The sequence below is a fragment of the Jiella sp. M17.18 genome (assembly GCF_041027365.1).
Taxonomy (GTDB): Bacteria; Pseudomonadota; Alphaproteobacteria; order Rhizobiales; family Rhizobiaceae; genus VKMB-3413.
In genome coordinates this window covers 1-13,436 of the sequence record NZ_JBFTEH010000010.1, presented here as the reverse complement: position 1 = coordinate 13,436, position 13,436 = coordinate 1, and the positions used below count along the sequence as shown (strand labels likewise).

10 protein-coding genes and 1 pseudogene are annotated in these 13,436 nt (G+C 68.4%); 7 read left to right on the top strand and 4 right to left on the bottom strand.

All coding sequences use genetic code 11. The annotated features are described in order from the left end of the window. The first annotated feature begins 91 nt into the window (after nucleotides 1-91). Nucleotides 92-1,726, top strand: a complete 1,635-nt coding sequence (locus tag AB5S17_RS17435) for a DegQ family serine endoprotease (protein WP_369241701.1) — start codon at nucleotides 92-94, stop codon at nucleotides 1,724-1,726. 174 nt (nucleotides 1,727-1,900) lie between these two features. Here AB5S17_RS17435 and proX read toward each other — a convergent pair whose 3' ends face one another. The 3 genes from proX to AB5S17_RS17420 form a co-directional block, all read right to left on the bottom strand. Then, entirely contained in the window at nucleotides 1,901-2,938 is a 1,038-nt protein-coding gene (proX, locus tag AB5S17_RS17430) for a glycine betaine/L-proline ABC transporter substrate-binding protein ProX (protein ID WP_369241699.1), read from the bottom strand. 198 nt (nucleotides 2,939-3,136) lie between these two features. After that, on the bottom strand, nucleotides 3,137-4,069 hold the full coding sequence (locus AB5S17_RS17425; RefSeq protein WP_369241697.1) for an ABC transporter permease: 933 nt from the start codon (nucleotides 4,067-4,069) through the stop codon (nucleotides 3,137-3,139). Between the two features lie 112 nt (nucleotides 4,070-4,181). After that, nucleotides 4,182-5,390: a glycine betaine/L-proline ABC transporter ATP-binding protein gene (locus AB5S17_RS17420; RefSeq protein ID WP_369241695.1), complete on the bottom strand. Its 1,209-nt coding sequence runs from the start codon at nucleotides 5,388-5,390 to the stop codon at nucleotides 4,182-4,184. Between the two features lie 606 nt (nucleotides 5,391-5,996). Between AB5S17_RS17420 and AB5S17_RS17415 the strand changes: the two genes are divergently transcribed. From AB5S17_RS17415 to AB5S17_RS17390, 6 genes are all read left to right on the top strand, one after another. Next, nucleotides 5,997-7,718 carry an HWE histidine kinase domain-containing protein gene (locus AB5S17_RS17415; RefSeq protein WP_369241693.1) on the top strand — a complete coding sequence of 574 codons (1,722 nt, stop codon included), beginning with the start codon at nucleotides 5,997-5,999 and terminating at the stop codon, nucleotides 7,716-7,718. Between the two features lie 186 nt (nucleotides 7,719-7,904). Then, nucleotides 7,905-9,332: a methylmalonyl-CoA mutase family protein gene (locus AB5S17_RS17410; protein ID WP_369241691.1), complete on the top strand. Its 1,428-nt coding sequence runs from the start codon at nucleotides 7,905-7,907 to the stop codon at nucleotides 9,330-9,332. After that, nucleotides 9,329-11,494, top strand: a complete 2,166-nt coding sequence (scpA, locus tag AB5S17_RS17405) for a methylmalonyl-CoA mutase (protein ID WP_369241689.1) — start codon at nucleotides 9,329-9,331, stop codon at nucleotides 11,492-11,494. Before AB5S17_RS17410 ends, scpA begins: the two co-directional genes overlap by 4 nt. A 78-nt stretch (nucleotides 11,495-11,572) precedes the next feature. Then, on the top strand, nucleotides 11,573-11,794 hold the full coding sequence (locus AB5S17_RS17400; protein ID WP_369241687.1) for an AbrB/MazE/SpoVT family DNA-binding domain-containing protein: 222 nt from the start codon (nucleotides 11,573-11,575) through the stop codon (nucleotides 11,792-11,794). Then, a complete protein-coding gene (locus tag AB5S17_RS17395; RefSeq protein WP_369241685.1) occupies nucleotides 11,791-12,177 on the top strand; it encodes a type II toxin-antitoxin system death-on-curing family toxin in 387 nt (128 codons plus the stop codon). Before AB5S17_RS17400 ends, AB5S17_RS17395 begins: the two co-directional genes overlap by 4 nt. Further along, on the top strand, nucleotides 12,174-13,235 hold the full coding sequence (locus AB5S17_RS17390) for a magnesium transporter CorA family protein (protein ID WP_369241683.1): 1,062 nt from the start codon (nucleotides 12,174-12,176) through the stop codon (nucleotides 13,233-13,235). The genes AB5S17_RS17395 and AB5S17_RS17390 overlap by 4 nt, the downstream gene beginning before the upstream one ends. A 99-nt stretch (nucleotides 13,236-13,334) precedes the next feature. Here the strand turns inward: AB5S17_RS17390 and AB5S17_RS17385 are convergent. Further along, nucleotides 13,335-13,436 (bottom strand): annotated as a pseudogene (locus AB5S17_RS17385) (IS630 family transposase); the annotation flags it as partial.

The following is a 13,436-nucleotide window of genomic DNA, read 5'->3' as shown; positions in this document are numbered from 1 at the left end:
GCTTCCGCGCCGGCGGGCCGACGAGCCGAGCCAAGGCCCGGGCGGCATGCCGCGGCGCTTCCAACGCATCGACCCCTTCGAGGAAGAACGGATGAGACAGTTTTCGATCCTGAAGAAGCACCGCATCGCTGCCGGCCTCGGCGCCGCCGCGATCGCCGTGCCGCTCGCCACCCTGCCGGTGCTGGGCTCCACCACCGTCTTCGCGCTCGGCGGCGCCTCGCAGGCGCAGGCCCAGACGCAGAGCGCGTCGAACGACAAGACGCCCGTCGACGCCAAGGTGACGAGCGACATGAGCACCGGCTCGCTCGCTCCCATCGTCTCCGCCGACAAGCCCGCGGTCGTCACGATCATCTCGCATATGAGCGGCAGCGAGAACTCGCCGACCGCTGAGCGCGGGCACGGCCACATGGGCCAGATGGACCCGCGGCAGATGCCGTTCGACCAGTTCTTCCGGCACTTCTTCGAGCAGCAGATGCCGGACGGCCAGGGCGGGCCGAACCCGTTCCAGGCGCAGCCGGACCATCAGATGGAAGCGCTCGGCTCCGGCTTCATCATCGACGCCAACGGCACGATCGTCACCAACAACCACGTCGTCCAGGGCGGCAAGGACATCAAGGTGATCCTCGACGACGGCACGCAGCTGCCGGCGAAGGTGCTCGGCACCGACCCGAAGTCGGACCTGGCGGTCCTGAAGGTCGACGCTGGCCATGACCTGCCGACGATCTCCTGGGGCGATTCCGACCAGCTGAAGCTCGGCGACAAGATCCTCGCGATCGGCAATCCGTTCGGCATCGGCACGACCGTCACCTCCGGCATCGTTTCGGCCCGCGGCCGCGACCTCAACGGCGGCCCCTACGACAACTTCATCCAGGTGGATGCGGCCATCAACAAGGGCAATTCCGGCGGTCCGCTGGTCGCTATGAACGGCCAGGTCGTCGGCATCGACACGGCGATCTACTCGCCGAACGGCGGCAATGTCGGCGTCGGCTTCGCCATCCCCTCCGACGAGGCGAAGGCGATCGTCCAGAAGCTGATCACCCACGGCTCGATCCAGCACGGCTTCATCGGCGTCGAGATCCAGCCGGTGACGCAGGACGTCAAGGATGCGCTCGGCCTGAAGACCAAGAGCGGCGCGCTCGTCGCCAAGGTCACCTCGGACAGCCCGGCCTCGCGCGCCGGCATCAAGACCGGCGACATCATCACCGAGATCGGCGGCAAGCCGGTGGACGACGCCCGCGCTCTCGCCCGTGACGTCGCCGACCTGACGCCGGACACGCAGACCAGCGTCACCGTGCTGCGCCACGGCGACCAGAAGCAGCTGTCAATCACCATCGGCAACATGAAGACCCTGGAAGCCTCGAACGGCGGCGGCAACGGCGACCAGTTCCAGGGCGGGGCCGAGACCTCGGCGCTGGGCATGCAGCTTGGCCGGCTGACCGACCAGACGCGGCAGGAGCTGAACCTGCCGAGCGACGAGTCGGGCGTGCTGGTCGAGGACGTCAACCAGAACAGTGCGGCGGCCGACGACGGCCTGTCGGCGGGCGACGTCATCCTGTCGGTCAACCAGCATCCGGTGAAGACGCCGCGCGACGTCGAGAATGCCGTGAAGGAGGCGAAGAACTCCGGCCGCAAGCAGGTGCTGCTGCTCGTCGCCCATAACGACCAGCGCAGCTTCGTCGCGCTGCCGGTTTCCGGCAACAACAACAACGGTAACAGCAACGGCTGATCGGTCGCGCCGGCCTTGCGCCGGCGCGCTCCGGGCTCCGGGCTTCGCGGTCCGGACGTGCTCCGTTGGGCGGCAGCCGAGGCCGGCGTCAAGCCGGACCGACATGCAAAAAAACGGGCGGGCTCGGAAGGGCCCGCCCGTTCGCTTATGCGGTTATGAGGAGGGAGCGGCGGCTCAGCCCTTGGCTGCGGCGCGCGCGTCCTTCAGCCACTTGTCGACCTCCTTCTGGTGGCCGGAGATCCACTGCTTGGCCTGCTTCTGGATGTCCTCGGCCTTGTCGGCGCCTTTGTTCATCTCGGCGTTCTGCGCGAAGATGTCCTTCAGCGGCACCGAGACTCCCTGAATCAGCGTCTTCGCCGCCGGATTGTCCTTCAGGAACTGCGTGTTGACCACCGGCCGGATGTCGTTCGCCGGCCAGCCGAGGCGGCAGGGATTCTCGACGCAGCCGTCGACGCCCTTGACCGTCGCGGCATCGGCCAGCTTCATCTGGTCCTTCGGCAGCGCGATCTTCTTCGGCGTCTCGATCCAGACGACGTCCTTGCCGGGCTTCAGCTCGTTGACCGTCCAGTTCGGCGTCCAGGTGTAGAACAGGATCGGCTTGCCCTGCTGGTGCGCGGCGATGGCATCGGCCATCGAGGCGGAATAGGCGGCCTTGATCGGGTTGATGTCGTCGGTCAGGCCGTAGGCCTTCAGCTGGTAGCCGATCACCTCCTCGCAGCCCCAGCCCGGCGGGCAGGCGACCATGTCGGCCTTGCCGTCGCCGTTGCGGTCGAAGGCCTTGCGCACCTTCGGCTTCTTGAAGTCGTCGAGGGTCTTGATGCCGTACTTCTTGGCCGAGGCCTTGTCGACGAGATAGCCCTGCAGCGCGCCGCCCTTGGCGACGTAGCCGATCTTCTGAGCGCCCTGCTGGAAGGCGTTCTCATAGGTGTTGTGCAGCGGGAACCAGCCGTTCACCCACATGGTGACGTCGCCCTGGCCGACCGCCTGATAGAAGGCCGGCGCATCCAGCGTCACCGGCTTCGAGACGTCGTAGCCGAGCTTTTCCAAGAGCTGCGAATAGATCTCGGCGGTGAACCAGCCGGTGTCCCAGGTGGCACGCGCCATCTTCACCGAGACGCCCTTGCCGGGCATGTCCTGGGCGCTCGCGGCAAGCGGCGACAGGACGAGGCCGAGCGCGGCGACGCTTGCGAGGAATGTTGTCTTTCCGGACATGAAGAACGGACTCCTTGGTTGAGGTTCGGGTTCTTTTCCGTGGATGTCGGGCCCCGCCGGAGCGGGACGTCTCGGCGCGCGGGCCCGCGCGCAGCGGCGCGACGGACGCGCCGGGGATCACGACGGGCGCCAGGCCGACGGGCTCGGTCCGGCGCCTTTCGTGAGTTCGCTGCGCCGCCCCTTGAGCGGCGCGAAGGGTCACTCGGCCGGCTCGGCCCGCCGCGACCCGGCCGCCATCGGCCGGAACAGCTTGGTCAGCGTCGAGCGGACCGAGGTGCGCTGGCGCATCTTGCGGCGCTCGCCGAGCCCCTGCGTGATGCGGTCGAGCACGATGGCGAGGAGCACGATGCCGACGCCGCCCGCCGTCGCCGTCCCGACGTCGAGCCGGCCGAGGCCGGTGTTGACGACGAGGCCGAGGCCGCCGGCGCCGATCAGCGCGGCGATGACCGACATCGACAGCGCCAGCATCAGGGTCTGGTTGAGGCCGGCCATGATGGTGCGCAGCGCCAGCGGCAGCTGCACCTCCCACAGCGTCTGGCTCGGCGTGCAGCCGAAGGAGTTCGCCGCCTCGATCAGGTCGCCGCGCACGTTGCGGATGCCGAGATCGGTCAGCCGGATGATCGGCGGCAGGGCGAAGATGATCGTCGCGATGACGCCCGGCACCATGCCGACGCCGAACAGCATGACGATCGGCACGAGGTAGACGAAGGACGGGATCGTCTGCATCACGTCGAGGATCGGCCGGACGATCGCCAGGAACCGGTCGCTGCCCGCCGCCGCGATGCCGATCGGCACGCCGATGATGACGCAGAACACCACCGAGGTCACGATCATCGACAGCGTCGTCATCATGTCGGACCACAGGCCGATCATGTCGACGAAGAAGAAGGCGAGGATGGTGAAGATCGCGACGCCGCGGCTCGCGACCCGCCAGGCGATCAGCGCGAAGATCGCGGTGACGAGGAGCATCGGCACGGCGTTGAGCAGCCAGTCGAGATTGGCCAGCACGACATGCACCGGCTCCTGCGCGGCGCGGAAGAACGGGCGAAAGTTCGGCACGAGGAAGCCGCGCACGAAGCTCTGCACCCAATCGTCGAAGGGGATGTGGACGTAGTCCGATGGACTGAACATCGCGTCTGTCGCTCTCCCTTTGGAAACGTGTCTCGGTTTGCGCCGCGGCGAGAAGCGCGCGGCGATGCTGCGAAAAAAGCTGCGGCGGCCGCCGGCCGCCCGAACGCCCGGCCTATTCGGCCGCGACCGCGGTCGCCGCCTCGCGGGGCGCGTCCGGCTCCTTGCCGAGCTCGGCGAAGATCGCCCGCGGCTCGACGACGCCCGTCAGCCGCCCCTCGCCGTCGACGACCGCGATCGGCAGGCCCTGCTCGGCCAGCGCGTAGAGATCGTTGATCGGCGTCGTCTCGCGCGTCTTCGGAAAGGCGGCGACCATGGCGTCGGCGGCATCGTCGCCGGACGCCGCTGCGAGGTCGCGATAGGTCAGGACGCCGACCGGCACCCCGTCCTCGACGACGTAGATCGCGTCGCGCCCGCTCCGCTCCATCGCCGCCAGAGCCTCCGTCCGGCTGAGACCCGCCCTTTCCAGAGGCTCGGCAGGGCGCGCGACGCGCCGCGCCTTGAAGACGCGCGAGCGGTCGATGTCCTTGGTGAAGGCGGCGACGTAGTCGTCGGCGGGATCCCCGACGATGTCCTCGGCGGTGCCGACCTGGACGAAGCGGCCGCCCTTCATGATGGCGATCTTGTCGCCGAGGATCAGCGCCTCGTTGAGGTCGTGGGTGATGAAGACGATGGTCTTGTTCAGCTTCTTCTGCAGCTGGATCAGCTCGTCCTGCATGTCGCGGCGGATCAGGGGATCGAGCGCGCCGAAGGGCTCGTCCATCAGCAGGACTTCCGGCTCTGCCGCAAGGCCGCGGGCAAGGCCGACGCGCTGCTGCATGCCGCCGGACAGCTGCTCGGGGTAGCTGTCGGCATAGGCGCCGAGCCCGACCTGTTCGAGCGCGCGCATCGCCCGCTCGCGCCGCTCGGTGGCGCCGACACCCTTCACCTTCAGGCCGAAGGCGGCGTTGTCGACGACGGTCTTGTGCGGAAACAGGGCGAAGTGCTGGAAGACCATGGCGATCTTCTCGCGCCGGATCGAGCGCAGTTCCTCGCCCTCGGCCTTCGCCACATTGGCGCCGTCGATCAGGATGTCGCCCGAGGTCGGCGGGATCAGGCCGTTCAGCATGCGGATCAGCGTCGACTTGCCGGAGCCGGACAGGCCCATGACCACGAAGATCTCCCCCTCCTCGATGTCGACGTTGACGTCCTGCACACCCACCGTATTGCCAGTCTCGGCCAGGATCTCTTCCTTCGTGCGGCCCTTCTCCAGCAATTGGAGGGCGGCCTCGGGAGAATCGCCGAAGATCTTGTATAGGTTCCGGATGCTGAGCTTGACTGTCATGGACTCGCGAAGTGAGGACTTGGGTCGGTGCGCTCCTCGATCGTCTGTGCGATGCACAAGCGCTACGGGCCGCACGAGCGAGAGATATTGTCGCCCGGCGGTATGACCAAACTTGAACATTCGGGCAGCAATGGCAACCCCTTCCGCCCAACTTTCGCCTCAGAGCCGGCGCGGGCGGTGTGCGGTCCGCCCCTCGCCGGCCGCGCGAACCTCGTTGAGTCACAGGCGGTTGGCCGGACAGCCGCGGCCTGCCCTCCGGCTTGGGCAACAGGCCGCATTTCGCCCCGCGCCGCTTCGATCGGCCCGGGCAGCTGCCTCATTCTGCGACAATCTGGCTGCTGGACGCGCCGGCCATCCCGGCTTCTCCGCCGCCGCGCCCGAGCCACACCAAAATGTAAGGAAGCTGTGGGCGCGCCGGAATGGTCAATGTTGGCAGAGGTTTATGACCGGGTGCGGCGGGCGCGGGAAACAACCGGACGCTTCCCACCAAGTCCCTTATAGATAATCACAATTGGCTGCCATAGAGTGGGAAATCGGTGGGACGAGGACAGCTCCGTGGGAGACGCGAGGCCGACCCCTGAAGGCGATGCGGAAAGCGGCAGGCTGATGGCTTTCGATGCGGATGCGGTGCACGCGGCACCGGGACAAATGCGCGATGCGGACCGACCGGCGGCGATCCGGCCACGCAGCTTCTCGCTGTCGCGGCTGATGCGGCGCCCGCCGCTGATCGCCCATCTCGTCGCCTTCGGGCTGACGGTGCTCGTTCCGGCGCTCCTGTTCAGCGCCTTTCTGATCCTGCAGTTCTCCGACCAGCAGAAGCAGATCGCGGCGGCGCAGGTGAACGACACCGCGGAGATCGTCTCCAATGCGGTCGACCGGGAAATCTACGGCCTGATCACCATGGGCCGCGTGCTGGCGGCCTCGCCCGCGCTGGAGAGCGGCCATTTCGACACCTTCCAGGAGCGGATCCTCGCCGCCCTGCGCAACACCCAGACCAGCGCCGAACTGGTCGACCGGTCGATGCAGGTGCTGGTGGCGACGCGGTCGGACCTGCCGCCCGCGGACAACGCCGTCTTCGACGACACCGCCACCGTCGACCGTGCCTTCGCGACCATGCGGCCGATCGTCTCCGGGGTCTCGTTCCGCAAGAGCAGCGGCCAGTTCGTCTACCACGTCGCCGTGCCGGTGATGCGCGGGCAGGATCCGCTCTACGTCCTGGTGCTGACCAAGGCGGCGACCTCGTTCGAGTCGGTCATCGCCGACCGCAACCTGCCGCGCGAATGGTCCGCGATCATCAAGGACTCCGAAGGCCACCGCGTCTTCGCCGCGGTCACCAGCGGCGGCAAGATGGAGTCGCGCCAGGGGATTTCCTACGACAACCCCTCGATCATCGAGGCGATCGGCTCCGGCGCCTCGACCAGCCTGATCGAGGCGTCCACCGTCTCCTCGCTGTCGGGCTGGACGACCACGGTCGCGGTGCCGAGCGCGGTGATCGACGGGCCGACCTACCGCTCCTGGATCCTGCTGCTCGGGGCCGGCTTCCTGCTCCTCGCCTTCAGCGTCGCGCTCGGAATCATCTTCGGCCGGCGGATCGCCGAGCCCATCCTGGCGCTCGCCAACCAGGCCGAGCAGATCGGCAAGGGGCGCCCGGCCAACACCATCTCCACCGACATCGCCGAAGTCGGCCAGGTCTCGAAGGTGTTGGCGCAGGCCTCGCGCGAGCGCCGCGAGGCTGAGGAGCAGAACCGCTTCCTGATGCGCGAGATGACGCACCGGGCGAAGAACCAGTATGCGCTGATCGCCGCCATCGCCCGGCGCGCGGCGAAGGAGAGCGCCGACACCGGCCAGTTCCTCGACACGCTGTCGGAGGCGCTCGCCTCGCTCGCCCGCTCCGCCGACCTGCTGGCCGGCCGCGGCTGGCACAGCGTCGACATGGAGGAACTGATCGCCATGCAGCTGAAGGCGTTCGGCTCGGACTCCGAGCAGATCGACAGCTGCGGGGTGGACACACCGCTGAACTCGACGGCGGCGCAGACGATCGGCCTTGCCCTGCACGAACTGGCGACGAACGCGGCGAAATACGGCGCCCTGTCGAAGCCGGAGGGGCGTGTGCGGATTTCTTGGTCGCTGACCGAGGTCTTCACTCTCGTCTGGCGCGAGAGCGGCGGCCCGCCGGTGGTTCCGCCGAAGCGGTCCGGCTTCGGCACGCTCGTGACGCAGAAGATGACGGCACGCGGGCTCGGCGGAACGGTGGACATGGACTATGCGCCGGGCGGCGTCGTCTGGACGCTGACGGCGCCGGCCGAGACGATCCTCGCCCGGGACTGAGGCTGCCGCGGCCGGAACGGCTGCCCGATGCTGCGAAGGCCGCATTTCGCCCCGGGCCGATCTGCCTTATCTCTGTTCGTGACAACGCCCCTGGCGGGCTCGCCGACGCCGGTGCCGCCGGCCGCTCGTGTCGGCCTGCGGAGCGGGGACGCCGAAACCAGGGAAGTCGGGGAGGACGAGGTTCGGATGGAGACTGTCGCCTTTGCCGCGGCCGATGCGGCCGAGTGGCGTGCGCTCGTTGCGAAATCGCTGAAGGGCAAGAGCTTCGAGACGCTGTCGACCCGTGCCGCAGACGGCTTCGTCTACGGGCCGCTTTATCCCCGCAAGGCCGATGCCGAGCCGCTGGCCCGGGCGGGCAGCCGGCCCTGGACGGTCTTCCAGCGGCTGGACGATCCCGATGCCGAACGGGCCGGCGGCCAGGCGCGCGAGGATCTGGCGGGCGGCGCCTCCGGCCTCGCCCTCGCCTTCGCCGGCTCGCTCGCCGGGCGCGGCTTCGGCCTTGCTCCCGAGGCAGAGGCGGTCCGCCGCGCCCTCGACGGCGTCCGGCTGGAGATGATCGCGCTGCGGATCGAGCCCTGCCGCGACATCGGCGGGGCCGCCGAAGCGATCGAAGCGCTTGCGGGAGCCAGGGGACAGGGCATCGAGACGTTGGCAGTCGATCTCTGCCGTGACCCGTTCGCCGTCGCCGCTTTCGATGGCCGGCTGGCGGGCGACGCGGCCGCGATGCGGCGGCAGGCCGCCGATTTCGCCCGGGCGGTCCGCGAACGCGGCTTTCGCGGCCGCATCGTCGAGGCCGACGGGCGGATCTATCACGATGCCGGCGCGACCGCGGGGCAGGAGCTCGGCGCGGTTCTCGCCGTGGCGGTGGAACATCTGCGCGGCCTCGAAGCGGCGGGGCTGAGCCTTGCCGAGGCCGCCGGTGCGATCGGCTTCACCCTGCCGGTCGACCAGACCGAGTTCGAACAGATCGCAAAGCTGCGCGCGCTGCGCCTCCTCTGGGCGCGGGTGCTGGAAGCCTGCGGCGAGGCCGCGCCGCCGCCCGCCCGCATCCACGCCGAGACATCCTGGCGGATGATGGCGGCGAAGGACCCGCACACCAACATCCTGCGCGCCACCGTCGCGGCCTTTGCGGCCGGCGCCGGCGGCGCCGACAGCCTGTCGGTCCTGCCCTATACGGCGCCGCTCGGGCTTGCCGATCCCGCGGCGCGGCGGCTCGCGCGCAACACGCAGCTGATCCTCCAGGAAGAGACGGGGCTGTCGCGGCTCGTCGATCCGGCGGCCGGCTCCGGGGCGATCGAGGCGCTGACCGACCTCACCGCGGAAGTCGCCTGGGGCGAATTCCAGAAGATCGAGGCGGACGGCGGGATCGCCGCGAGCCTTGCCTCCGGAGCGCTGCAGGGCCGAATCGCCGACGCCCGGGCGGCCGCCCGGCATAAGCTGGACGAAGGCGAAGCCGGCATCGTCGGCGCCAACCTCTATCCGCCGGATGCCGAGCGCGTGCACGCCCTCATTGAGGCGGAGCCGACCGTCGCCGCCGTCGCGACGACCGGTGGGATCGCCTGCGAGCCTCTCGCCCCCTGTCGTCTCAGCGAAGCCGTGGAGACCGCCCGATGAGCCGCGTTCCCGACTTCTCGCGGCTCGCCTGGGCCCGTCCGGCGAGCGGCGTCGCCGACCGACAGGCCCTTGCGGACATCGAGACGGCGGAGGGGATCGCCCTGCCCGCCGCATCCTCCGGCGGCGACATCGCGGACCTTCCCTATCTCGACACCTGGCCCGGCATCGCGCCCTATATCCGCGGCCCGTACCCGACCATGTATGTCGAGAAGCCCTGGACGATCCGGCAATATGCGGGATTTTCGACAGCGGCCGAGTCCAACGCCTTCTACCGCCGCAATCTCGCGGCGGGCCAGAAGGGTCTGTCGATCGCCTTCGACCTCGCCACCCATCGCGGCTACGACAGCGACCATCCGCGCGTCGCCGGCGATGTCGGCATGGCCGGCGTCGCGATCGATTCCATCATCGACATGCGCGAACTCTTCGACGGCATCCCGCTCGACGAAATGACCGTGTCGATGACCATGAACGGCGCCGTCCTGCCGGTGCTGGCGCTCTACATCGCCGCCGCCGAGGAACAGGACGTCGCGCAGAAGGATCTCGCCGGGACCATCCAGAACGACATCCTCAAGGAGTTCATGGTCCGCAACACCTACATCTACCCGCCCGAGCCCTCGATGCGGATCATTTCGGACATCTTCGCCTACACCTCGAAGCACATGCCGAAATACAACTCGATCTCGATCTCCGGCTATCACATGCAGGAGGCAGGGGCGACGGCGGACCTGGAACTCGCCTACACCATCGCCGACGGTATCGAATACGCCCGGGCGGGCGTTGCGAGCGGGCTGTCGATCGACAGCTTCGCGCCGCGCCTATCCTTCTTCTGGGCGATCGGGATGAACGTCTTCACCGAGATCGCCAAGCTCAGGGCAGGCCGGCTGATCTGGGCGAGCCTGATGCAAAAGACCTTCGCGCCGAAGGACCCGCGTTCCCTCTCCCTGCGCACCCATTCGCAGACCTCCGGCTGGTCGCTGACGGCGCAGGACGTGATGAACAACGTCGTGCGGACCTGCGTCGAGGCGATGGCGGCGACGCAGGGGCACACCCAGTCGCTTCACACCAACGCCTTTGACGAGGCGCTGGCGCTGCCGACCGACTTCTCCGCCCGCATCGCCCGCAACACCCAGCTCGTCCTCGCCCACGAGACCGCCACGACGCGGCTGATCGATCCCTGGGGCGGCTCGGCACATGTCGAGCGGCTGACCCATGCCCTCGCCGAGAAGGCGATGGCGCATATCGACGAGGTCGAGGCGATGGGCGGCATGGCCAAGGCGATCGAGCGCGGCCTGCCGAAGCTGAGGATCGAGGAGGCCGCGGCGAAGACGCAGGCCCGCATCGATTCCGGCGCGCAGACGGTCGTCGGCGTCAACAAGTACCGCGCCGGCGGCGAGGAGGAGATCGACGTCCTCAGGGTCGACAATGCCGGCGTGCGCCGCCAGCAGATCGAGAAGCTGGAGCGGCTGAAGGCCGAGCGCGACGACGCGGCGACGCGGGCTGCGCTCGCGGCGCTGGCGAAGGCGGCCTCCGATCGCTCCGGCAATCTCCTGGAGCTGTCGATCGCGGCGGCGCGGGCCAGGGCGACGGTCGGCGAGATCTCGGCGGCGCTGGAGACGGTGTTCGGGCGGCACGTCGCGACGAACCAGATCGTCGCGGGCGTCTATAAGCGGGAGGCCGGCGCCATGTCGGATCGCATCAAGGCCGTGCAGGCGCTGTCCGAAGCCTTCGCCGAAGCGGAGGGGCGCCGTCCGCGCATCCTCGTCGCCAAGATGGGTCAGGACGGCCACGACCGCGGCCAGAAGGTGATCGCCTCGGCCTTCGCCGATCTCGGCTTCGACGTCGACATCGGGCCCCTGTTCCAGACGCCGGAAGAGGTCGCGCGCCAGGCGGTCGAGAACGACGTCCACATCGTCGGCGCCTCCTCGCTGGCGGCCGGGCATCTGACGCTGGTGCCGGAGCTGCGCCAGGCGCTCGAGGCGGAAGGACGCGGCGACATCATGATCGTCGTCGGCGGGGTGATCCCGCCGCAGGACATCCCGGCGCTGCGCGAGGCCGGTGCGGCGGCGATCTTCCTGCCCGGCACGGTGATCGCCGAGGCGGCGGAGAGCCTGATCCGGGACCTGTCCCGCCGACTCGGCCACGACGCGCTTGCGGCCGAGTGAGGCGGCTTGCCGTGGCGGCGGTAAAACGCTAGTTATAACACGCAAGTAGCGCGGTTCTCTGCTTCGAAGGCCTCCGTCATGAACACTGTTGTGCGCAAGATCGGCAATTCCGATGGAGTCATCCTGCCCAAGGAGATCCTGGAGCAGGTCGGTTTCGCCACGGGCGACCGGCTGAGCGCCATCGTCTCCGGCGATGAGATCAAACTCGTCAAGGCAACCTCCGACTTCGAGGTGGAACTGGCCCATGCGCGGGTGTTCATGGACAAGTACCGGGACGCCTTGGCAAAGCTCGCCAAGTGACGTGGCGGTGGATTTCGCAGGCGAGTGCGGAAGCCTTCCATAGCGAGCAGATCGACCGCTTCGGCGGCGCGCGCGGCATTCGCGAGGTGGGGCTGCTGCAGTCCGCCCTCGACCGCCCGCAGAACAAGGCGGCCTACGCCGATCCCGATGTGTTCGAACTGGCGGCGGCTTATCTCTATGGCCTTGCCCGCAACCGTCCCTTCGTGGACGGCAACAAGCGGACGGCGATCGTCGTTTCGGCTGTCTTCTTGATGAAACACGGATATCGGATCACCGCCGACAACGGGATGCTCTATCAGTTCGTGATGGACGTCGCCGCCGGCGCGGTGAGCGAGGACAGCGCGGCCCGCTGGTTCAGGGACTTCACGGAGACGATGGCGTGATCGAGGCGTATGAGGCGGAGGGCGCGCGCATCAGGCGGCGCCCGGTGGCGGCTGGGGACCTGCCGCGGGGCGCGATCTGGCTCGACCTCAAGGACCCTTCGCCCGAGGAGGTCGCCGCGATCGAGCATCTCTGCGGCATCGACGTCCCGACCCGCGAGGAGATGCGCGAGATCGAGGTGTCCAGCCGGCTCTATTCCGAGGACGGCGCGGACTTCATGACCGCGGCCGTCGTCTACGGCCTCGACAGCGGCCATCCGGGCTTTGCGCCCGTGACCTTCATCCTCGTCCACGAGCGCCTCGTCACCCTGCGCTACAGCGAGCCGAAGAGCTTCGCGATCTTCTCGGCCAAGCTCTGCCGCGACACCTCCCCTTCCGGGCGGCCCAACGGCAACGGCATTCTTCAGGACGACGGGCAGATTGCCCTTTCCGAGATGACGGCGTCGGCCCCGGAGCGGCGCGCCACCGCGCAGTCGATCCTGATCGGCCTCCTGGAAACGGTGATCGACCGGGTCGCCGATCTCCTCGAAGCCATCTCCGCCGATCTCGACCGCATCGGTGAGGACGTCTTCTCCTCCTCCAAGCAGAAGCACCCGACCGGCACCGACGACTTCAAGTCGCTGCTGCGGCGGATCGGCGCGGCCGGCGACCTGACCTCGCGCGTGCGCGAGAGCCTTGCCACCATCGACCGGCTGCTGCCGTTCATGCAGCTCGTCCTCGACGGCCGCAAACCGACCAAGGACGCCAAGCTGCGGGTCAAGGCGATGATCCGCGACGTGCATTCGCTGAACGACTTCGTGTCGTTCCTCTCCAACAAGACGACCTTCCTGCTCGACACCACCGTCGGCATGATCTCGATCGAGCAGAACGCCATCATCAAGATCTTCTCGGTCGCCGCCGTCGCCTTCCTGCCGCCGACCCTCATCGCCTCGATCTACGGCATGAACTTCAAGATCATCCCGGAGCTGAACTGGACGTTCGGCTACCCCTATGCCCTCGGCCTGATGGTGGTCTCCGCGGTGGTTCCGCTGTTCTTCTTCCGCTACAAGCACTGGCTCTGATCGCGGCCGGCAGCGGCCCTTCATGAGGCCGTTTCCGGCCGCGCCGGCGGAGCGCCTCGGCTTCGGCTCGAGAACCGGGATCCAGGCGGCTAGAGCGTTTCACGGTTTGACGGAAGCGTAGCCGGCGTTGGCGAAGTAGTTGGCGCATTCGGCGGGCTGGATGGTTTCCACCAGAGCGCCGATGCGGCGCCATGTGTCTTC